19 protein-coding genes are annotated in these 20,709 nt (G+C 73.8%); 13 read left to right on the top strand and 6 right to left on the bottom strand.

Features of this window, described 5'->3' with window-relative positions; genetic code table 11:
- Nucleotide 1 precedes the first annotated feature (1 nt).
- The gene (locus QDR37_RS04390; RefSeq protein WP_279712368.1) at nucleotides 2–661 is read left to right on the top strand and encodes a CoA transferase subunit B; all 660 of its coding nucleotides are present in this window, start codon (nucleotides 2–4) and stop codon (nucleotides 659–661) included.
- On the top strand, nucleotides 658–1,872 hold the full coding sequence (locus tag QDR37_RS04385; protein WP_279712367.1) for an acetyl-CoA C-acetyltransferase: 1,215 nt from the start codon (nucleotides 658–660) through the stop codon (nucleotides 1,870–1,872). The genes QDR37_RS04390 and QDR37_RS04385 overlap by 4 nt, the downstream gene beginning before the upstream one ends.
- A gap of 3 nt (nucleotides 1,873–1,875) precedes the next feature.
- On the opposite strand, the gene QDR37_RS04380 is transcribed toward QDR37_RS04385, so the two are convergent.
- The 5 genes from QDR37_RS04380 to QDR37_RS04360 form a co-directional block, all read right to left on the bottom strand.
- Nucleotides 1,876–2,637, bottom strand: coding sequence for an IclR family transcriptional regulator (locus QDR37_RS04380; RefSeq protein ID WP_279712366.1), 762 nt, complete (start codon nucleotides 2,635–2,637; stop codon nucleotides 1,876–1,878).
- On the bottom strand, nucleotides 2,634–3,203 hold the full coding sequence (locus tag QDR37_RS04375) for a carboxymuconolactone decarboxylase family protein (protein WP_279712365.1): 570 nt from the start codon (nucleotides 3,201–3,203) through the stop codon (nucleotides 2,634–2,636). Before QDR37_RS04375 ends, QDR37_RS04380 begins: the two co-directional genes overlap by 4 nt.
- On the bottom strand, nucleotides 3,200–3,997 hold the full coding sequence (locus QDR37_RS04370) for an IclR family transcriptional regulator (RefSeq protein WP_279712364.1): 798 nt from the start codon (nucleotides 3,995–3,997) through the stop codon (nucleotides 3,200–3,202). The genes QDR37_RS04375 and QDR37_RS04370 overlap by 4 nt, the downstream gene beginning before the upstream one ends.
- 72 nt (nucleotides 3,998–4,069) lie before the next feature.
- A complete protein-coding gene (locus QDR37_RS04365; protein WP_279712363.1) occupies nucleotides 4,070–4,873 on the bottom strand; it encodes an alpha/beta hydrolase in 804 nt (267 codons plus the stop codon).
- Nucleotides 4,870–5,442 (bottom strand): quercetin 2,3-dioxygenase, encoded by a 573-nt coding sequence (locus tag QDR37_RS04360; protein WP_279712362.1) that lies wholly within the window; start codon nucleotides 5,440–5,442, stop codon nucleotides 4,870–4,872. Before QDR37_RS04360 ends, QDR37_RS04365 begins: the two co-directional genes overlap by 4 nt.
- A 110-nt stretch (nucleotides 5,443–5,552) precedes the next feature.
- On the opposite strand from QDR37_RS04360, the gene QDR37_RS04355 reads away from it, so the two are divergent.
- The 11 genes from QDR37_RS04355 (at nucleotide 5,553) to QDR37_RS04305 (ending at nucleotide 17,809) form a co-directional block, all read left to right on the top strand.
- A complete protein-coding gene (locus tag QDR37_RS04355) occupies nucleotides 5,553–6,467 on the top strand; it encodes a LysR family transcriptional regulator (RefSeq protein ID WP_279712360.1) in 915 nt (304 codons plus the stop codon).
- 45 nt (nucleotides 6,468–6,512) lie between these two features.
- A complete protein-coding gene (locus QDR37_RS04350) occupies nucleotides 6,513–7,277 on the top strand; it encodes an SDR family NAD(P)-dependent oxidoreductase (RefSeq protein WP_279712358.1) in 765 nt (254 codons plus the stop codon).
- Nucleotides 7,278–7,308: 31 nt separating this feature from the next.
- Nucleotides 7,309–8,103 (top strand): SDR family oxidoreductase, encoded by a 795-nt coding sequence (locus QDR37_RS04345; protein WP_279712356.1) that lies wholly within the window; start codon nucleotides 7,309–7,311, stop codon nucleotides 8,101–8,103.
- A 25-nt stretch (nucleotides 8,104–8,128) separates the two neighbouring features.
- On the top strand, nucleotides 8,129–9,007 hold the full coding sequence (locus QDR37_RS04340) for a fumarylacetoacetate hydrolase family protein (RefSeq protein ID WP_279712355.1): 879 nt from the start codon (nucleotides 8,129–8,131) through the stop codon (nucleotides 9,005–9,007).
- The gene (locus QDR37_RS04335; protein ID WP_279712354.1) at nucleotides 9,004–9,849 is read left to right on the top strand and encodes a fumarylacetoacetate hydrolase family protein; all 846 of its coding nucleotides are present in this window, start codon (nucleotides 9,004–9,006) and stop codon (nucleotides 9,847–9,849) included. The genes QDR37_RS04340 and QDR37_RS04335 overlap by 4 nt, the downstream gene beginning before the upstream one ends.
- Before the next feature lie 98 nt (nucleotides 9,850–9,947).
- Nucleotides 9,948–11,189, top strand: a complete 1,242-nt coding sequence (locus QDR37_RS04330) for a family 1 glycosylhydrolase (protein WP_279712353.1) — start codon at nucleotides 9,948–9,950, stop codon at nucleotides 11,187–11,189.
- A 154-nt stretch (nucleotides 11,190–11,343) separates the two neighbouring features.
- Nucleotides 11,344–12,930 carry an ABC transporter substrate-binding protein gene (locus QDR37_RS04325; RefSeq protein WP_279712352.1) on the top strand — a complete coding sequence of 529 codons (1,587 nt, stop codon included), beginning with the start codon at nucleotides 11,344–11,346 and terminating at the stop codon, nucleotides 12,928–12,930.
- Between the two features lie 76 nt (nucleotides 12,931–13,006).
- Nucleotides 13,007–13,948, top strand: coding sequence for an ABC transporter permease (locus QDR37_RS04320; RefSeq protein ID WP_279712351.1), 942 nt, complete (start codon nucleotides 13,007–13,009; stop codon nucleotides 13,946–13,948).
- Nucleotides 13,945–15,927, top strand: a complete 1,983-nt coding sequence (locus QDR37_RS04315) for a dipeptide/oligopeptide/nickel ABC transporter permease/ATP-binding protein (protein ID WP_279712350.1) — start codon at nucleotides 13,945–13,947, stop codon at nucleotides 15,925–15,927. The genes QDR37_RS04320 and QDR37_RS04315 overlap by 4 nt, the downstream gene beginning before the upstream one ends.
- Entirely contained in the window at nucleotides 15,924–16,961 is a 1,038-nt protein-coding gene (locus QDR37_RS04310; RefSeq protein WP_279712349.1) for an ABC transporter ATP-binding protein, read from the top strand. Before QDR37_RS04315 ends, QDR37_RS04310 begins: the two co-directional genes overlap by 4 nt.
- The gene (locus tag QDR37_RS04305; RefSeq protein ID WP_279712348.1) at nucleotides 16,958–17,809 is read left to right on the top strand and encodes a nucleoside hydrolase; all 852 of its coding nucleotides are present in this window, start codon (nucleotides 16,958–16,960) and stop codon (nucleotides 17,807–17,809) included. The genes QDR37_RS04310 and QDR37_RS04305 overlap by 4 nt, the downstream gene beginning before the upstream one ends.
- A gap of 114 nt (nucleotides 17,810–17,923) precedes the next feature.
- Here QDR37_RS04305 and QDR37_RS04300 read toward each other — a convergent pair whose 3' ends face one another.
- Nucleotides 17,924–20,533, bottom strand: a complete 2,610-nt coding sequence (locus tag QDR37_RS04300; protein ID WP_279712347.1) for a family 78 glycoside hydrolase catalytic domain — start codon at nucleotides 20,531–20,533, stop codon at nucleotides 17,924–17,926.
- Nucleotides 20,534–20,709: the final 176 nt, after the last annotated feature.

The raw sequence follows: 20,709 nt of genomic DNA, 5'->3' as shown, positions 1-20,709 counted from the left end.
GATGCCCCTCACCAGGGAGCAGATGGCCGCGCGGGCGGCGCTCGAGCTCGAGGACGGCTCGTACGTGAACCTCGGCATCGGCCTGCCGACGCTCATCCCGAACCACGTGCCGGACGGCCTCTCGATCGTGCTGCACTCCGAGAACGGCATCCTCGGCGTCGGTCCCTACCCGTGGGCGGGCGAGGAGGACCCGAAGCTCATCAACGCGGGCAAGGAGACGGTCACCGTGCTGCCGGGCGCGGCGTTCTTCGACTCGTCCGCGAGCTTCGGCATGATCCGCGGCGGCCGCGTCACCGTGGCCGTGCTCGGCGCGATGCAGGTGTCGCGCACCGGCGACATCGCGAACTGGGCGATCCCCGGCAAGCTCATCAAGGGCATGGGCGGCGCGATGGACCTCGTCGCGGGTGCGCAGCGGGTGATCGTCCTCATGGAGCACGTCGCGAAGAACGGCGACCACAAGGTCCTCGCCGACTGCACCCTGCCGCTCACGGGCCGCGCCTGCGTCGACCGCATCATCACCGACCGCTGCGTCTTCGACGTCACCGACGAGGGCCTCCGGCTCATCGAGCTGGCCCCCGGCGAGACGGTCGACTCGATCCGCTCGCTGACCGGATGCGACTTCGCGGTCGCGGAGGACCTCTCCAGCGAGGTGCCCGCGTGACGGAGCTCCGCGAGGCGGTGATCTGCTCGCCGCTCCGGACCCCCGTCGGCCGCTACGGCGGTGCGCTCGCCGCCCTGCCGGCGCAGCGGCTCGCCTCGCACATCGTGACCGCACTCGTGCAGCGCACGTCGCTGCCGGGCGACGCGGTCGACGACGTGATCGTCGGGCAGTGCTATCCGACGATGGAGGCCGCACCGATCGGCCGGGTCGCCGCGCTCGACGCGGGCCTGCCCGTCACCGCGACCGGCTACCAGCTCGACCGCCGCTGCGGCTCCGGGCTGCAGGCCGTCGTGAACGCGGCGATGCAGGTGCAGACGGGCGTCTCGGACCTCGTGATCGCGGGCGGCGTCGAGTCGATGAGCAACGCCCCGTACTACACCGAGGAGGGCCGGCGCGGGCTGCCGCCGGGCTCGCTCGTGCTGCACGACGCGCTCACCCGCGGCCGGGAGCGGGCGGGCGGCGAGCTCCATCTCACCCCCGAGGGGAACCTCGGCAGCGCCGAGCTCCTCCGTCTCGAGTACGGCATCGGCCGGGAGCGGCAGGACGCCTACGCGCTGCAGTCGCACCGGCGGGCCGTGGCCGCGCAGGAGTCGGGTGCCTTCGACGCCGAGCTCGTGCCGGTCGAGGTGCCGGGCCGGAAGGGGTCCGTCGTCGTCGACCGCGACGAGCACCCGCGCGCCGACACCTCCCTCGAGGCGCTCGGGCGGCTGCGGCCCGCGCTGTCGCGCTCGGATCCCGAGGCCACGGTCACCGCCGGCAACGCGAGCGGCCAGAACGACGCCGCCGCAGCCTGCATCGTCAGCACGCCGGAGCGCGCGGCCGAGCTCGGCCTGACGCCGCTGCTGCGCCTCGTCACGTGGGCGGTCGCCGGCGTCGAGCCGCAGCGCTTCGGCATCGGCCCCGTGCCGGCGGCGAACAAGGCGCTCGCCCGTGCGGGGCTCGGCTTCGACGACCTCGACGTGATCGAGCTGAACGAGGCGTTCGCGGTGCAGGTGCTCGCCTGCCTCACCGAGTGGGGCATCGCGGACGACGACCCGCGGCTGAACCCGCGGGGGAGCGGCATCTCGATCGGTCACCCGCTCGGCGCGACCGGCGTGCGCATGCTCGCCACGCTCGCGCACGAGCTGCCGGCGCTCGACGGCCGCTTCGCGCTCGAGACGATGTGCATCGGCGGCGGCCAGGGTCTCGCGGCGGTCTTCGAGCGCGTCTAGCCCTCAGGCCTCGCGGAGCGACGCCGCGGGTTCCGCGCCCAGCGCCCGGGCGATGCCGCGCGTCGTCGTGAGGAGTGCCGGGATCAGCGCGCGTGCGTCCGCGGAGGGCTCGCCGACCACCGAGACGGCGGCGACCGCCTGCCGTCGCACGAGGATCGGCGCCGCGATCGACACGGCCCCCGGCGTGACGTGCTCGTGGAGCTCCAGGTACCCCTGCCGCCGGGCGAGCGCGAGGGCCGCGCGGATCTCGGGCTCGGTCGTCAGCGTCGCGGCCGTGTAGCGCCGCAGCGGGGCGGCGAGCACCGAAGCGACGGTCGCCGGGTCGGCGTGCGCGAGCAGCACCAGCCCACCGCTCGTCGCGTGCACCGGCAGTCGGCCGCCGGCTCGCGAGACGAGCCGCACCGCGGTCCGCGCCCGCAGCCGCTCGACGACGACGGCCTCCGGCGGATCGAGCACGACGAGCTGCACGTTCTCGTGCGTCACCTCGTAGAGGTCCTCGAGGAACGGCAGCGCCACCTCGCGCAGCCCGTGCGCCCGCGGTGCGAGCATGCCGAGCTCCCAGAGCCGCAGGCCGACGCGGTACCGCCCGTCGGGCAGCCGCTCGAGCACCCCCTCGCGCTCGAGCTGCGCGCAGAGGCGGTGGGCGGTCGTGAGCGGCAGGCCGCTGCGCGCCGCGAGCGCGGTCAGGGGCAGCTCGGGCGTGCCGGCGCTGAACGCGGCGAGCAGGCGCATCGCCCGGCCGAAGACGGAGCGCGGCGCGGTCACGGCTCGTCGACGTCGACGCGGAACACCCGCAGCTGCAGCGCGAGCGTGCGGTAGTAGCCGACGAGCGTCGACAGCTCGAACACCGCCCGTGCGCCGATGCGCGCGGCGTCGCCGGCCCACAGCGCGTCGTCGACGTCGCCGTGGAGCAGCGCCCGCGTCACCCGGAGGTGCGCGGCCTCGTCGTCGTCGGCCCCACCCGGCAGGTCGCCCGCGCGCAGCGCGGCGAGCTCGGCGTCGGTGAGCCCCGAGGCGCGGCCGACGGCCTCGTGGGCGTGGCGCTCGAACGCGCAGTCCTCCGCCGCGGCGACGAGCAGGATCGCCGCCTCCCGCACCCGCGGCGTGAGGTCCGCGGCGAAGCGGACCGCGGCCCCGACGGCCTGCAGGGCGCCGCCGAGCTCGGGGGAGAGCAGGAGCGCGTTGAACGGCCCGAGCAGGCCGCCGTCGGCGTCGGTGAGCGCGAAGTGCTGCGGTCCGCTCGCCCGCGGGCCGCTCGCGACCGCGTCGTGGAGCGCCCGCTGCGCCGGGTCGAGCTCGTCCGGCCGCAGGCGCGGGATCCGCCCGGTCACGAGGCGAGCCGCAGCCGGATCTCGTCCGCGGCGGCGCGTACCCGCGGCAGCACGGTCGTGAGCAGCGACTCGACGTCGTGCCGCGCGGCGGAGACCGCGACGTTCAGCGCCGCGACGGTCTCGCCGGCGCTGCCGAGCACCGGCACCGCCACCGACCGCAGCCCGAGCGCGAGCTCCTGGTCCTGCACGGCGTAGCCCTGCCGCCGGATCGTGTCGAGCTGGCCGTCGAGCTCCTCGCGCGAGGTGACCGCGTTCGGGCCGTGCCCCTCGCCGAAGGAGTCGGGCCCGAGGCGCCGGCCGAGGTCCTCGGGCGTCAGGGCGGCGAGCAGCACCTTGCCCATCGAGGTCCACACCGCCGGCAGCGTCGAGCCGACCTGGATGTTCGCGGTCACGAGGTCGGCGTTGCGCAGCCGCACGAGGTAGAGCACCCGGTCGCCCTGGAGCACGCCCAGGTTGACCGTCTCGCCGGTGGCGGCGGCGAGGGCCTGCAGCGGCCGCTCGCTCGCCTGCACGAGCCCCGAGCCGCGGAGCGCCGCGGAGCCGAGGGTGAGCACGGCGACGCCGGGGGAGATGACGCCGTCGTCGGTGCGCTCGACGAAGCCCTCCTCCTCGAGCGTCGCGACGATGCGGAACGCGCTCGGCATGGGGATGCCGGTGCGGGCGACGACGTCGCGCAGCTTCAGCGACCGCGTCGTCTCGTCGAAGAGCCGCAGCACCTGCAGCCCCTTCGCGAGGGATTCGATGCGGTACTGGTTGCGCGCGTCGGGCTCGTCGGGACGGGGGTCAGCGCCCATGGGATGCGCCTCCTCGATCGGTCGCGCCGGCGGCCCGGTCCCGGGCACCGTAGTGAACGGGGAAACGGGGTGTCAACGCGCCGCGGCGCGGAAGCGCTCCCGCGCGAAGCCGATGGCCCGGTCGAAGAGGGCGCCCGCATCGGTCGCCCCGCGCCAGAAGTGGCCCGCACCCCGCTCGCGGTGGAACTCGACCGCGACCCCTGCCGCCTGCAGCGCGGCGACGAGCGCCTCGCTCTGCGCGATCGGCATGAGATCGTCGGCCTCGCCGTGCGCGACGAGGAACGGCGGCAGCGCCGGCGTCACCTGCCGCGCCGGGCTCGCGGCGAGCGCCGCGTCGGGGAGCAGGCCGACCGGGCCGCCGAGCAGGCCCGCCTCGCGCGTGCCCGCGTCGTGGTCGAAGCGGTCGGGGTCGTCGGGGAAGAGGTGCCGGCCGAGGGTCGTCAGGTCGGCGGGGCCGTACCAGTCGATGACGCCCGCGACGCGGTCCGGCGCGGCGATCGCCGCGAGCGCCGCGAGGTGCGCGCCGGACGACTCGCCCCAGAGCACGGGACGCCCCTCGAGGCCGTGCCGGGCGCCCTCCCGCTCGAGCCAGTCGAGCGCGAGGACGACGTCCTCGACCGGCCCCGGGAACCGTGCCTCGCCGCTCAGCCGGTGGTCGACCGAGGCGACCGCGACGCCCGCCGCCGTGATCCGGCCGAACGACGCCGCCTCGGGGATCCCGGGTGTGAACGTGCGGCGGCTGCCGAGTCGCCACCCGCCGCCGTGCACGAACACGACGACGGGGGCGGGCAGCGCCTCCGGCAGGTGCAGGTCGAGCGACAGCGGCCGGAAGCCGATCCGCTCGGCGAAGACGACGTCGCGGAGGACGGTCGTCACTCGGCCTCGTCGAAGCGGAACTCGGGGCGGAACACGGTGCCGTACTTCTCGCCCGCGGCCTGCATCTGCTCTCGGGTCGGCACGAAGATCTCGCCGGGCTCGGGGATGCCGGGCTTGTCGGTCTTGCGGCCCATGGCGTGGAAGAAGCGGCCGAAGCCCGCCGTCGAGGTGCCGAGCACCTTCGACGTCGCCTCGAAGCGGTAGGCGTGCACGATGTTCTTCGGCACGTACGCGAAGTCCCCGGTGGTGAGGACCCGGTCCTCCTTCGTGCCGTGCTCGTCGTCCATCCAGACGTGCACCGCCCCGTCGACGACGTAGAAGATCTCGTGGGTCCACATGTGCAGGTGCGCGGGGATCATGCTGCCCGCGTGGCCCTCGGCGGTGAACACGTCGTACTGGCCCTCGGTCTCGTCGCCCGACAGCAGGATCGTGAAGAGGTCGCCGAACAGCACCGACTTCTCGCCCTCGCCGTTGCCGAGCGTGAAGGGCACGGGCCGGCCGGGCAGGACGCCGGGGAACTGGTCGCGCTCCGCGGACTCGTCCACGCGGTGCGGGGTGTCGATCGACATGGCTGACGGACCTCCTCGTTGAAGTGACCGGGACAGGCTGCGGCACGCAGCGGGTCGAGCGCCAGTCGGACCTGCCTCCCGAGCGGTAGGCGGAGGCTATCGTTCCGCGGATGGACGTCCCCATCACCTCGCTCCAGTACTTCTGCGTGCTCGCCGAGGAGCTGCACTTCGGCGAGGCGGCTCGACGGCTGCGCATCGCCTCGCCCACGCTGAGCCAGCAGATCGCCCGCCTCGAGTCGCAGCTCGGCGCGCGGCTGCTCGACCGCGGACCCCGCCGGGTCGTGCTCACCGACGCGGGCCGCGAGCTGCTGCCGCTCGCGCGCGAGGCGCGGCGCGCGCACCGGGCGGTCCTCGACTGGGCCGAGGCGCGCCGCGGCGGCAGCGGTGTGCTCCGGGTCGGCGTGGTCGCCGCCGGGGCGGGCGCCCTCACGACCGGGATCCTCGCCGCCGCGCTCGAACGCATCCCGGGCCTGCGGCTCGAGATGCGGCGCCTCGGGTTCTTCGACGCGCCGCGCGAGCTGCTCGCCGGCACGGTGGACGTCGCGTTCACGCCGGCGCCGCTGCCGCCGCTCCCGGGCATCCGCGCGATGGAGGTGCTGCGGGAGGGGCGCGTGCTCGTGGTCGCCGCCGCGCATCCGCTCGCGGAACGTCCCTCGGTGCGGATCGAGGAGACCACCGACGAGGTCTTCGTCGCGCCCGCCGGGGGCGACCCGGCGGTGCTCGACGCCTGGCTCGTCGACCCGCGCCCGGATGGCCGGCCGGTGCGACGAGGGCCCACCGCGGACGACATCGAGGGGATCCTCGAGCTCTGCGCGGCGGGCGTCGGGGTGAACATCGCGGCCGCCTCGGTCGCCACGCACTACCGCCGGGACCAGCTCGCCTTCGTGCCGATCGAGGACGTCGCGCCGGCCTCGATCCTGCTCTGCAGCCGCGACGGGGGCGAGGACCCCGTGGTGCGCGTCTTCGAGCAGGTGGCGCTCGACACGGCGTCCGCCGCGGTTGACACCGGAGCACGCGCGACCTAGCGTGAAACCTGCTTTCGCAGAGTGAGACGCGCAAAGGAGCGGAGCATGGGCGACACCGCACCCGACGCCTCATGGCTCGGCCTCCTCGACCGGCGCGTGCTCATCGCCGGCGCCGGCGGCATCGGCGGAGCCTGCGCCCTCGCCTACGAGGCGGCGGGGGCCCGCGTCGCCGTCGTCGATCGCAGCGTCGAGGCCCTCGGCGCCCTCGGCGACCAGGGCTTCACCGGCGAGCGCATCGAGGCCGACCTCACCGCACACGGCGCCGGCAGCGCCGTCGTCGCGGAGACGGTCGCGCGGCTCGGCGGCCTCGACGTGCTGCTGCACGCCGTGGGCATCAACGACCGCCGCCCGATCCTCGACTTCACCGAGGAGGAGTGGGACCGGATCCTCCGCGTCAACCTCTCCACGCTCTTCGGCCTCGCGCAGGCCGCCGGCCGCCACATGGTCGAGCAGGGCTCCGGCCGGGTCCTCGCCCTCTCGTCGGTGTCCGGCCTGCTCGCGCACCACTCGCACGGCCCCTACGCGGCGTCGAAGGGCGGCATCAACCAGCTGCTGCGCGTCATGGCCCGCGAGTGGGCGGCGGCCGGCGTGACCGTGAACGCCCTTGCGCCCGGCTACATCGAGACGCCCCTCACCGCGCACCATCTCGCGGAGCCGGGGAAGCGCGAGGAGCTCGAGTCACAGGTGCCCGCCGGGCGGCTCGGCACCCCCGAGGAGCTGACGGGACCGGCGCTGTTCCTCTCCTCCCCGCACGCTCAGTTCATCACCGGGCACGTCCTCTACATCGACGGCGGGCGCACGCTCGTCTGACCGACCGACACGAGATCGAAGGAGTCCTCGTATGAGCGATCCGACGGAGCCGCGGATCTTCCCGCGGTTCGAGGGCAGGACGGTGCTCGTCACCGGCGCCGGCACCGGGTTCGGTGCCGAGGTCGCGGCCCGCGCGGCGCAGGAGGGCGCGAACGTCGCCATCCACTACCGCAGCTCGAAGGCGGGCGCCGAGCGCACGCTCGAGCGGGTGCGCGAAGCGGGCCGCGACGGCATCCTCGTGCAGGCCGACATCGCGTCCTGGGACGAGATCAAGCGCATGGCTGACGAGGTCTGGGCCGCGTTCGGCGGCCTCGACGTGCTCGTGAACAACGTCGGGGACGTCTCCTCCGAGCAGATGTCGTGGCGCGAGCTGACCCAGGAGGCGCTCGACGCGGTCATCGACGTCGACGTCAAGGGGACGCTGCTCATGACCCACGAGTTCGGCTCGCGGATGCTCGAGCAGGGCCACGGGAGCATCGTCAACGTCGGCTCCACCGTGATCGTGCGCGGGTCGCCCCGCGCGCCGCAGTACGCGGCGGCGAAGTACGGGATCCTCGGCATCACGAAGTCGTACGCGAAGGCCTTCGCGCCCGCGGTCCGCGTGAACACGTTCGCGCCGGGCTTCATGGAGACCGAGCGGCTGCTGAACCGCGAGGACTGGAAGAGCGGGCGCCGCGAGGTGCTGCTCTCGCAGACGCCGATGGGCGTCATCCCGCCGCCCGAGTTCGTCGCGGGCACGTGCCTCTGGCTCGCCACCGACGAGGCGGCCCATCTGACCGGCTCGTACATGCTCGCCGACGGCGGCTTCAACATGGTCGGCGCCTGAGGCCGCCGAGGAAGGATCGTCCGAGATGAAGCTCATCACCTTCGACCAGGGCCGCGTCGCGCGGCTCGAGGGCGACGACGTCGTCGAGCTCGACGTGCCGTCGACCCGCGAGTACTTCGAGCGCGGGGGCGACGTCCGCGAGACGGGGGAGCGGCTGAAGCTGCAGGACGTGCGGCTGCGCGCGCCCATCCAGCCGAGGAAGTTCTTCCACACCGCCGGCAACTTCGCCGCGCACCACGAGGAGCTCACCGCCGTCAGCTGGTCGCACCCCGTGCACAAGGGCATCGTGTTCTTCCAGAACGTCGACGCGGTCATCGGCCCCGACGACGACATCGTGTACCCCGCGAACCTCACGAAGGAGCTCGACTACGAGCTCGAGCTCGCCGTCGTGATCGGCAGGAAGGGCAAGTTCTTCGGCCCCGACGAGGCCGAGTCGTACATCGCCGGTTTCACCGTCTTCAACGACATCACCGCGCGCGACATCCAGCGCCGGGAGATGAAGTCGGGCGTCTTCTCGTTCAGCAAGGGCATCGACACCTTCTGCCCGATCGGCCCGTGGATCGTCACGGCCGACGAGATCCCCGACTACCAGGAGCTCGCGATGGAGCTGCGCGTGAACGGCGACGTGCGCCAGACCGGCAACACGAACGACATGCGGCTCACCATCCCGCAGCTCATCGCGTTCCACTCGCCGCAGGGCTACAGCGCGGGCGACCTGCTCACCACCGGCACCGTCTCGGGCGTCGCCGCGATCCAGGAGAACCCGTTCGACTTCTACCTGCAGCCCGGCGACGTCGTCGAGGCCGAGATCCAGGGCATCGGCGTGCTGCGCAACCGCGTCGTGTCGTGGGAGGACGCCTACGGCACCCCCGAGCCGCAGCCCGCCGTCTCGGTGACCGAATGAGGGTCGCGAACGTCGCCGGCCGCGCCGTCCTCGTCACGGGCGACGGCGTCGGTCTCGACGTCGAGCGGGCCTCGGACGGCCGCTTCGGCGCCGATCCGCAGGCGCTGTTCACCGACTGGGGCGGGTTCGCCGGCTGGGCCGCGGGCGCGACCGGCGAGCCGGACGTCCGGTTCGCGCCCGAGCAGCTCGGACCGCCCGTCCCGCGCCCGCCGCAGGTCTTCGCGATCGGCGTGAACTACCGCGAGCACGCCGACGAGGCGGGCTACCCGCCGGACTCCGCACCGATCACGTTCACGAAGTTCCCGACCTGCCTCACGGGCGCCGACGCGGTCGTCGAGCTGCCGACCGAGACGGTCGACTGGGAGGTCGAGCTCGTCCTCGCGATCGGCACGCGGGCGCGGCGGCTGTCGCGCGAGCAGGCGTGGGAGCACGTCGCGGGCGTGACGGTGGGGCAGGACCTCTCCGAGCGCGTGTCCCAGTCCGCCGGCGCGAAGCCGCAGTACAGCCTCGCGAAGTCGCACGAGGGCTTCGGGCCGACCGGTCCGTGGCTCGTCACGGCCGACGAGCTGCCGGACCGCGACGACCTCGCGATCTCGTGCCGGCTCGACGGCGAGACGATGCAGTCGGGCCGCACCTCGCGGATGATCTACGACGTGCCGGAGCTGCTCGTGCGGCTCTCCGCCGTCTGCACGCTGCTGCCCGGCGACCTGGTCTTCTCGGGCACGCCCTCGGGGGTCGGCAACGCGCGCACCCCGAAGCGGTTCCTCACGCCCGGCGAGGAGCTCGTCAGCGAGATCGAGGGCGTCGGCAGCATCCGCACGCGTTTCCGCGCCGCCCCCTGATCCCGTCCGGCAAGGAGGGCGACGGCACCGGCCGTCGCCCTCCTCGACCATGCCTCCGGCGTCCCTGCACGCCTCCGTCACACGTCCAAGGAGCACACATGCCTGATCCGACCTTCCCCGCCGACTTCCTCTGGGGGGTCGCCACCGCCGGCCACCAGAACGAGGGCGACAACACGACGAGCGACACGTGGTTCCTCGAGCACGTGACGCCGACGATCTTCCGCGAGCCGTCGGGCCGTGCGTGCAACGGCTACGAGCTCTGGGAGACCGACCTCGACCTCGCGGTCGCGATGCACCTGAACTCCTACCGGTTCTCCGTCGAATGGGCGCGCGTCGAGCCGGAGGCGGGCCGGATCGACGAGGCGGCCCTCGACCACTACGAGGCGGTCGTCGACGGTGCGGTCGCCCGCGGGCTCGCGCCGGTCGTCACCTTCAACCACTTCACCGCCCCGCACTGGTTCGCGGCCAGGGGCGGGATGCTCGCCGAGGATGCGGCGCCCCGGTTCGCCCGGTACTGCGACGTCGTCATGGAGCGCTTCGGCGACCGCATCGCGATCGCGATGACCCTGAACGAGCCGAACCTGCCGCGGCTGCTCTCGTTCATCCTTCCGCCGCCCGTGCTCGACCTGACCCGCGCCACCCTCAGTGCCGCCTCCGAGGCGGCGGGGGTCGAGCGGTACCGCGCGAGCAACGTCGTGCAGCCGGAGGACTACGACGCCATCGAGGAGGGGCTCACGGCCGCCCATCGCGCCGGCAAGGCGGCGATCAAGGGCCGCCGCCCGGACCTGCCCGTCGGGTTCTCGATCGCGATGGTCGACGACGTCGCGGCGCCGGGCGGTGAGGCGGCCCGCGACGCGAAGCGGGCGGCCGCGTACGGTCGCTGGCTCGCGCTCGCCGCGGAGGACGACTTCGTGGGCGTGCAGAACTACGAGCGGGTCGTGCACGGCCCGGAGGGGCCCCTCCCGGCCCCTGACGGGGCCGTGCTGAACGAGATGGGGTCCGCCGTCGAACCCGCCTCGCTCGCCGGTGCCGTGCGGTACGCCCACGAGGTGACGGGCGTGCCGGCGCTCGTCTCCGAGCACGGCGTCGGCACCCACGACGATCGGGTGCGGGTCGGCTTCCTGGAGCCCTCGCTCGAGGCGCTCGCCGAGGCGATCGCCGAGGGCGTGCCGGTGCTCGGCTACTGCCACTGGACGCATCTCGACAACTTCGAGTGGGTCGGCGGCTACGGCCCCCGCCTCGGGCTGCACGAGGTCGACAGGACGACGTTCGTGCGCACGCCGAAGCCCAGCGCGCACGAGTACGGACGGCTCGTGAGCCGCTCCCGCCGCCTCGCCTGACCCCTCGTCGACGCCTCGCGACACGTCCTGTTTCGCTCTGCGAAAGTTACTTTTGATTCGCCCGGATCCGTGCTACAACTTCCCGGACATCCCCGCGAGGACCGCGACCGGCGGCCGCGGATCGAAGCCCGGTAAGGCAAAGGAGCCCCTGCTCATGAACCGTCCCTCCCCGACGCCGACGCCGACGGCCCGCTCGGGCGCTCCGTGGCTGCGCCTCGGCGCGGCTGCCGCGGCCGTCGCCCTGGCCACGTCGCTCGCCGCCTGCTCGGGCGGCGCGTCCGGCAGCGCGGGCGGTGCGTCGACGACCTCGACGGTGACCATCGGCGAGAACGCGGACGCCGCGCCGAACGGCTACGACCCGCTGCTCTACTCGGCCGGCCAGTTCAGCTTCTTCGCGGGCCTGTACGACGCGCTGTTCGTCACGGACGCCGCGGGGAACGCGAAGCCGAGCCTCGTCGCCTCCTCGACCACGAGCAAGGACAACAAGACCTTCACGCTGAAGCTGCGCCCGGGCGTGAAGTTCACGGACGGGTCGACGCTCACCTCCTCGCTCGTGAAGCAGAACCTCGACCGCCGGAGCGACCCCACGCTCGCGGCGTACGGGCAGCTGTCGAAGACCGGCAGCAGCGCGATCACCGACATCGCCACCCCCGACGCGAGCACCGTCGTCATCACCTGGGCGCAGCCGCAGGCGAACGGCGCGAGCGCGCTCGCCGACAGCGCGGGCGCGATCGTCGGCAGCAAGGGGATCGCGGACCCCTCGTCCCTGAAGACGACCCCCGACGGATCCGGCCCGTACACGCTCGGCTCCGCGACCCGCGGCAGCTCCTACACGCTGAAGAAGAACGCGAAGGCCTGGGACGCGACGGCGTTCGCGTTCGACACGGTCGTCTTCAAGGTGATCACCGACGCCCAGTCGCTCGCGAACGCGGTCGCCTCCGGCCAGGTCGACCTCGCGGGCCAGCTCGACCCGAGCACGACGAACGTCGTGAAGGCCCGCAGGAGCGTCACCCAGGTCGGCGGCACCATCGTCGGCTTCCCCGTCGCCGACAAGCTCGGCAGGACGAACAAGGCGTTCGCGAAGCCCGAGGTGCGTCAGGCGCTCAGCTACGGCATCGACCGCGCCACCATCGTGAAGGACCTGCACCCCGGCGCGAAGGCGACGGCGCAGCTGTTCCCGTCGGCCGCGACCGGCTTCGACCCGGCGCTCAACACGCAGTACGCGTACGACCCGGCGAAGGCGAAGCGGCTGCTCGCCCAGGCGGGGTACCCGAACGGCTTCTCGATCGACCTCACCGTGCTCGGCAAGCCGACGGACGACGAGGTCGCGATCCAGAAGCAGTGGTCGAAGATCGGCGTCACGCTGAACTTCAAGACCGCCACGTCGACCGACGCCGTCTTCGCGGCGGCCCAGACGCAGCCGCTGCTCTTCGGGCCCTTCAGCATCGGCACGAACCCCGCCGGCTTCGTCGCCGGCGTCGTCTACGGCGGCTTCATGAACCTGCAGCACGCCCAGGACCCCAAGATCGGCGCGGCCCTCGGTCAGGCGCTCGGGTCGACGGGCACCGCTCGGGACGCGGCCCTGAAGAACCTCGACGCCGCGATCACGAACGAGGGCTGGTACATCCCGGTGTACGAGTCGTTCAACTACTTCGGCTACGACGCGAAGAAGGTCGCCAAGCCGGAGCTCTACACGAACTACGGCCAGATCGTGCTCTCGAGCGTCAAGCCCGCGAGCTGACCACACCCAGGGTGGCCGGGCCCCGGCCCGGCCACCCTCCCCGTCCCCGGCAACGGCGCTGACCCAAGGGATCGACATGCTCGCCTACATCGGCCGACGGCTCGCGATCGCGATCGCGACGGTCCTCGCCGCGGTGGTGATCAGCTTCCTGCTCGTGCACGCGACGCCGGGCAGCCCCGGCGCGGTGGTGCTCGGGCCGAGCGGCACCCCGGCGCAGATCGCCGCGAAGAACCACGAGCTCGGCTGGGACCGGCCGCTCTGGATCCAGTTCCTCGACTACCTCGGCCACCTCGTCCGCGGCGATCTCGGTGTCTCGCTGATCGACGGTCGCTCCATCGGCGCGGACCTCGCGGCCCGGCTGCCGGTGACCGCCTCGATCGCCGTGCTCGCGACGCTGCTCTCCGGTGTCGTCGGCATCGTGCTCGGCGTGACCGCCGCGGTCCGCGGCGGCTGGCTCGCCCGGATCATCACCGTCGGGAGCGGCATCGGCCTCAGCCTCCCCGCCTTCTGGGTCGGGATCCTCTTCGTCCTCGTGCTGTCGCTGCAGCTGAACCTGCTGCCGGCGACCGGCTACATCGCGCTCAGCCAGGACCCGCTCGGCTGGCTCGGGAGCATCCTGCTGCCCGTGCTCACCCTGACCGTGGGCGGCGCCGCGATCATCGCCCGCACCGCGGCCGCGGGCATGCGGGAGGCGCTCGGCCAGGAGCACATCCGCACGCTGCGGGCGCTCGGCACGCCGACCTGGCGCATCCGCTACGTGCACGCGCTCCGCTTCACGAGCGTGCCCGTCGTCTCGGTGCTCGGCATCCAGTTCATCGGCCTCTTCGGCGGCTCGGTGATCATCGAGAACCTCTTCGCGCTGCCGGGCCTCGGCCAGGCGAGCCAGGCGGCGGTGTCCGCCCACGACTTCCCGGCGCTCATCGGCGTCGTCATCGTCGCGACCGCCGTGGTCGTCGTCACCAACCTGCTGCTCGACCTCATGGTCGCGGCGCTCGACCCGAAGGTGCGGACCGCATGAGCGTGCTGCCTCTCGACGCGGCCGACGAGGTCGCCCCCGAACCCGCCGCGCCGACGGCACGACGTCGCGGGATGCCGTGGTTCCTCCGCCGCCCCGGCGGCCTGCTCGGCGCCGCCTGGCTCGTGCTCATCGTCGTCGCGTCGTTCACCGCACCCCTCTGGCGCCCGTACCGCGTCGACGACCAGGACCTCGCGCACCGGCTCGCGCTCCCGTCGGGCGCGCACCTGCTCGGCACCGACCCGCTCGGCCGCGACCTGCTGAGCCGCGTCGTGACCGCCGGTGCCGAGCCGCTGCTCGCGTCGTTCGTGACGGTCGTCGTCGCCTTCGGCATCGGCCTGCCGCTCGCGCTGATCGCCGCGGAGCGCGGGCGGCGGGTCGAGCGCGTGCTCAGCCGCTCGACGGAGGTGATGCTCGCGCTGCCGCTCGTCATCATCCTGCTCGCCGTGATCGGCGTGATCGGGGCGCAGACCTACGTCGTCATGGCGGTGCTCGGTGTGCTCATCTCCGCAGCCGTCTACCGGATCATGCTCGGGGTCGCCCAGTCGGTGCGGCAGCGCCTCTACATCGACGCCGCGCGTGTGAACGGCATCGGCTCGCTGAAGGTGAACCTCGTGCACGTGCTGCCGTCGATGGCGACGGTCGCGGCCGTGCAGGCGGCGCAGCTGTTCGGCATCGGACTGCTGATCAACGCGGGCCTCGCCTTCCTCGGCTTCGGCCCGGGCGAGCCGCAGCCGAGCTGGGGCTTCATGATCCAGGACGCCAGCAAGCACATCTACGACGACCCGTGGCTGCTCGTGCCGAGCGGTCTCGCGCTCGCGCTCACCGTGGTGGCCGCGAACGAGCTCGCCGATGCGCTGGCCCACAGGGCCGCCGGCGAGCGGACCGTCGCTCGGCGCCGCCCGGGTCGCACGCCCGCGTCGCCGGCGGACGGAGCGCCGAGTGCGTCCGCCGTGCTCGAGGTCCGCGGTCTCACCGTCGCGGTCGACGGCGGCCCGACGCTCGTGAGCGACGTCTCGTTCAGCCTCGGCGCCGGCCGTGTGCTCGGGCTCGTGGGGGAATCGGGCTGCGGCAAGACGATGACGGCCCGGTCGCTGCTCGGTCTGCTCCCGGACGGCGTCTCGGTGTCCGGCGGCGCGATCCTCTGGCGCGGGCGCGACCTCGTCGGGCTCTCGGAGCGCGAGCTGAACGCCGTCCGCGGCCAGGAGATCGCGATGATCTCGCAGGAGCCGATGGTCGCCCTCGACCCCATGTTCTCGATCGCCTACCAGCTGACGCAGCCGTTGCGCCGCTTCCGGGGCCTCAGCCGCACCGAGGCGCGCTCCACGGCGGTCGAGCTGCTCGAGCAGGTCGGCATCGTCGATCCGGCCCGGGTGCTGAAGAGCTTCCCGCACCAGCTGTCGGGCGGCATGGCGCAGCGGGTCGCGATCGCTCTCGCCCTCACCGGCCGACCGAAGCTGCTCATCGCCGACGAACCCACCACGGCGCTCGACGTGACCGTGCAGGCCGAGATCCTCACCCTGCTGCGGGACCTCGTCCGCGAGATCGACCTGTCGATCGTGATCGTCAGCCACGACCTCGGGGTCGTCGCCGACCTCTGCGACGACGTCGCGGTGATGTACGCCGGTGAGGTCGTCGAGTCCGGCACCGCCGCCGCGGTGCTCGACGAGCCGGCGCACCCGTACACGATGGCCCTGCTGCGGGCGAACCCGCACGTGCCCGAGGGCGCCGCCGTGCCCGTCCGCCTCGCCTCGATCGCCGGCGCGGTGCCGCCTCCCGGCTCCTGGCCGAGCGGGTGCCGCTTCGCGAGCCGCTGCCGCTTCGCCCGCGACGAGTGCCGGAAGCCGTTCCCGGCGCTGCCCGCGCACGGCAGCGGGTCGGTGCGCTGCATCCGCGTCGACGAGCTGCAGCGCGAGCAGGTCACGTGGGACGCCGACGCGGTCGGCGCGGAGCTCGAGACCGGAGCGGGGGTGCCGGCATGAGCGCGGCGAGCGGGACCAGGACGACCGAGGTCGCGGCCGCCGCGCCGGCGCTCGAGGTCACCGACCTCGTCGTCCGCTACGGCACGAGCCGGAAGGCGCGGCTCGCGCCGCCCGCGATCGACCGCGTGACGTTCGACATCCGGCCGGGGGAGACCCTGGGGCTCGTCGGCGAGTCCGGCTCGGGGAAGTCGACGATCGGCAAGTCGGTGCTCGGGCTGCAGCCGCCGACCTCCGGCACGGTGCTGCTGCACGGCCGCGACATCACGAAGGCGTCGCTGAAGGAGCGCCGCGGCCTCGCCGTCGACCTGCGGGTGGTGTTCCAGGACCCGTACTCGTCGCTGAACCCGTCCCGGACCATCGGGCAGACACTCGTCGAGCCCCTCGCGGTGCTCGGCGTGCGTCGCGCCGAGGCGCTGCAGCGGGCGCGGGCCACCCTCGAGTCCGTCGGCCTGCCCGCGGACGCGGCGGACCGGTACCCCGCGCAGTTCTCCGGCGGCCAGCGGCAGCGCATCGCGATCGCCCGCGCGCTCGTCTGCGACCCGAAGGTCGTCGTGCTCGACGAGCCCGTGAGCGCCCTCGACCTCTCCACGCAGGCGACCGTGCTGAACCTGCTCGCCGACCTGCGCGACCAGCGCGACCTCGCCTTCCTCTTCATCGCGCACGACCTCGGCGTCGTCCGCTTCCTCGCGCAGCGGGTCGTCGTGCTCTACCGCGGCCAGATCATGGAGTCGGGTCCCGTTGAGCCGGTGACGCAGGGGCCGCAGCACCCGTACACGGTCGCGCTCACCGCGGCAGCCCCGGTTCCGCGTCCGGCGGAGCAGGCCGCGCGGCGGGAGGCGCGCGAGGCGCTCGGCTTCCGCACCGCCGGTGTCGCGGCTCCGGCTGCGGCCGGCTGCCCGTTCGCGCCGCGCTGCCCGCTCGTCACCGACGTCTGCCGTGCCGAGCGGCCGCCGCTGCGGCACGCCGGCGACAGCCTCAGCGCGTGTCACCACGCGGAGCGGGTGCCGTCGCTGCGGCCCGTGCCGGTCCCGTGAGCGGTCTCCGCGTCGCCGAGCGCTGCCGGGTGATCGTCGACAACGACTGGGCCGGCGACCCCGATGGACTCGTCGCGCTCGCGCACCACCTGCTGTCGCCCGCGAACCGCGTCGAGCTCGTCACGAGCTCGTTCCTCGACCCGGTGTTCGAGTCGCCCGGGGGCGCGGCGCGGGGCGCCGCCCTGGCCGAGGAGCTGATCGACCTGATCGGGAAGGACCGGCGGCCGCCCGTCGTCGCCGGATCCGAGCAGGCGCTGACCCACGCCTCGAGCCCGGCCGCGGAGGCGATCGTCGCCGCCGCCCGACGCGACGACCCGCTCCCGCTGCTCCTCGTCTGCGCCGGGCCGCTCACGAACGTCGCGGAGGCGCTGCGGCTCGCAGCCGACATCGCGACGCGGCTCACGCTCGTCTGGATCGGCGGCGCCGCCGAGGACCGCGGCTTCGAGTACAACCGCGACACGGATCCGGCGGCCGCCGAGCTCGTGTTCGCGGTGCCGGAGCTGGCCATCCGATGGTTCCCGCTCGAGACCTATGAGCGCTGCGCCTACTCGATCGCCGAGCTCGAGCACGACCTGCGCCGCTCCGGTCGGATCGGGGAGTGGCTGTGGGAGCGGTTCGTCACGCTGCCGCTGCCGGAGGGGTTCCCCGTCGGGGCGACCTGGACGCTCGGCGACAGCCCGCCCCTGCTCGTCACGGCGCTCACCGACGCGTCGAGCTCGTCCGTTCTCGAATCGACCGGGGCCGCCGAGCGCCGCCGGTACACGGATGTGGACCTCCGACTGCTCGTCGGGGACCTGCTCGCGCGGCTGCGGCTGCACGAGCAGGGGCGTGACCGGTCCGCTCGGTAGCGCGCGGATCCGGATCGCTTGCGCCCTTCCGGAGTTCCTCAGTGACACGCCGCGGTCGCGCAGACTCCACCGGCGTGTCGCCGAGGATCTCCGGATCCGGGGGTCAGCCGCGGGTCAGCCGAAGCGGTGGCTGCCCGGACCGACGACCGAGATGGATCCACCCGGCGGGGTCACCTCGCACCGGGCGCCCGGCGGCACCTCGACCTCGAGCGCGATCCCGTCGGCGGTCCGGTGCCACGCGCTCCTGATGCGGCCGTACGGGCTCTCGTGCGACGCCTGGGCCCAGTCGAGTCGCGCATCCGGGACGGGCCGGACGGCGAATCGCCGGTAGCCCGGCTCGAGCGGCACGATCCCCGCCGTGTACCGGTGCAGGAACGCGACGACGGCGCCCTTCGAGTAGTGGTTGTGCGACTGCGAGGGCATCCCGTCGGCGTCGTAGCCCGACCAGCGCTCCCAGATGGTGGTCGCGCCCTCGTCGATCATCTTCAGCCAGCTCGGCCACGAGTCCTGGAGCAGCAGGTCGTACGCCACCTCGGCGTGCCCCGCGTCCGCGAGCGCAGGCAGCAGCAGCGGCGTCGAGAGGAAGCCGGTCGTCAGGTGGTCGCCGGCGTCGCGCACGAGCGCCACGAGCTGGGTGGCGATCCGCGCCCGCGCCTCGTCGGGTACGAGGTCGAAGGCGAGCGCGCGCACGCAGTTCGCCTGGTTCGCCGGGCGGACGAGGCCGCTCTCGTCGAGGAACTCGGCCGCCCACGCCTCGCGCACGCGCTCCGAGTAGGCGGCGTACTCGTCGGCCTCCCGCTGCTTGCCGAGCACCGTCGCGATGCGCGCGGCGAGCCGGGTCGAGTGCCGGAGGTACGCGGTCGCGACATCGCTCTTGTCGGCCGCGACGAACGCCGGGAAGCCGAGCCGCTCGACCTCGGGCTCCGGCTCGAGCCACTCGCCGAAGGAGAAGCCGGCGTCCCACAGGTGCTGCTCGTGCGGCAGCGGCTCCGGACGCTCGGCGGCGCGGTCGGGGTGGCGCTGCTCCCGCGCGATCCGCTGCGCGCGGTCGAGCCAGCGGACGAGGGCGGGCCACGCCTCGGCGAGGATCCCCTCGTCGCCCGTGGCGAGGTGCTGCTCGACCGGCAGGATCGCGACGGCGTCGCCCCAGCCGGCGGAGCCGGCGAGAGACGCCGCCGGCCCGTGCGGTCCCTCGGCCGGCGCCTGCGGCGCCACGTTCGGCATGATCCCGTCCGGCCACTGCGCGGCGACGAAGTCCCGGAACCACTTCGTCGCGAAGCCGCCGACGTCGAAGAGGAACGCCGCGGCCGGCAGGAACAGCTGCCAGTCGCCCGACCACCCCGCGCGCTCCCGCGTGGGGCAGTCGGTCGGCACGTCGCACGCGTTGCCCCGGAAGCTCCAGGCCGCGGCCTCGTGCAGCCGGTTCACCCGCTCGTCGCTGCACCGGAACATCCCGATGCGCGGCAGGTCGGTGTGCACGACGACCGCGGTCGCGGAGCCCGGCGCGAGGTCGGCGTCGAGGCCCTCGATCCGCACGTACCGGAAGCCCTTCGTGCTGTGCCGCGGCTCCGCCGTCGCGGGGCCGTCGCCGAGCAGCACGGTGTCGACCTGGCCGGCTGGCAGCGGCTCGGGCAGCATCGGCACCTCGGGCACGAGGTTCGCCTGCGTCACGTCCCCCGAGGGGTCGAGCGCCTCGCCGTAGGTGATCGTGAGCCGCGCCCCCGGGGCGTCGAGACCGCTCAGTCGCACCCAGCCGTTCACGTTCTGCCCGAAGTCGACGACCAGCCCCCGCCCGGCCCGACGCACGGACCGGGCGGGCAGCTCCTCGACTCGGCGCACCGGGGGAGCGGGTGAGGCGACGAGGTTCCCGAGGTCGTGGTCGGCGACGCGCACCGGCCGCCATCCGCCCCGCGGTCCCGGATGCGCGAGGTCGATCGCCTCGCCCGCGATGAGGTCCGCGAGGTGGGAGGACGGCGCCCACGTCCACGAGCCGTCGGTCGTCACCACGGTGCGCGCTCCCCGCTCGCCGTCGAGCTCGAGCTGTGCGAGCAGTCCGGCCGTCGGCCCCCACTGGTCGGCGGCGCGGAACAGCCCGATCTGCCCGCGCCACCAGCCGTCGGACACCTCGACGGCGAGCTCCTGCTCCTCCCCGGCGCAGACCAGCCCGGAGACGTCGAAGGTCTGCACCTGCAGCCGCGACTCGTACTGGGTCCAGCCCGGAGTGAGCTCGGCGTCCCCGATCCGACGTCGGTCGACGTGCGCCTCGAACACGCCGTGCGCGGTGATGTGGAGGCGGGCACGGACCACCGGCTCGGGCGCGCGGAAGCGGGTGCGCAGCCAGGTGGTGGGCCGTCTGCCCGGTTCCGCGGGCGACTCCTCGTCCGGCTCGATCCACCGGGCGGTCCAGTCGGCGGTGCGCAGGAGCCCGCACTCGTACGACGACGGGTCGGACCAGTCGCTCCAGCCCTCGGCCGTGCGGACGCGCACCCGCCACTCGACGCGCTCGCGGCTGCCCGCCGGCGGGATGGGTGCCGTCACGAGCACGGAGTCGCCGCTCGCGACCTCGCCGGTCGTCGTCGCGCGGCCGTCCCTGCGGGTCTCGATCTCGTACGCCTCCTGCCGGAGCGCGCCCTCGGGCAGCCACCAGGACAGCCGCGGGGCCGGCTCGCCGATGCCGAGCGGGGCGACGAGGTGCTCCGAGCGGAGCCGGGTCGGGCGGCTCATCCGCGTCCCTCCGATCGGACCGGCGCCTGCACCGCCCCTCGGCGATGCTACTGAGCCCCGGCGGATCCGAAAGCCGGTTTCTGCCGCACGTCGAACGCGTCGAGGACGTGCTCTCCAGCCCATCTGCAGGAGTCGTTCACCGGCCGTTCCCACGCGCAGGGACCCTCGTTCACCCC

This window comes from Amnibacterium sp. CER49, from assembly GCF_029846255.1.
Classification (GTDB): domain Bacteria; phylum Actinomycetota; class Actinomycetes; order Actinomycetales; family Microbacteriaceae; genus Amnibacterium.
This window is presented reverse-complemented; position numbering and strand designations above follow the sequence as displayed.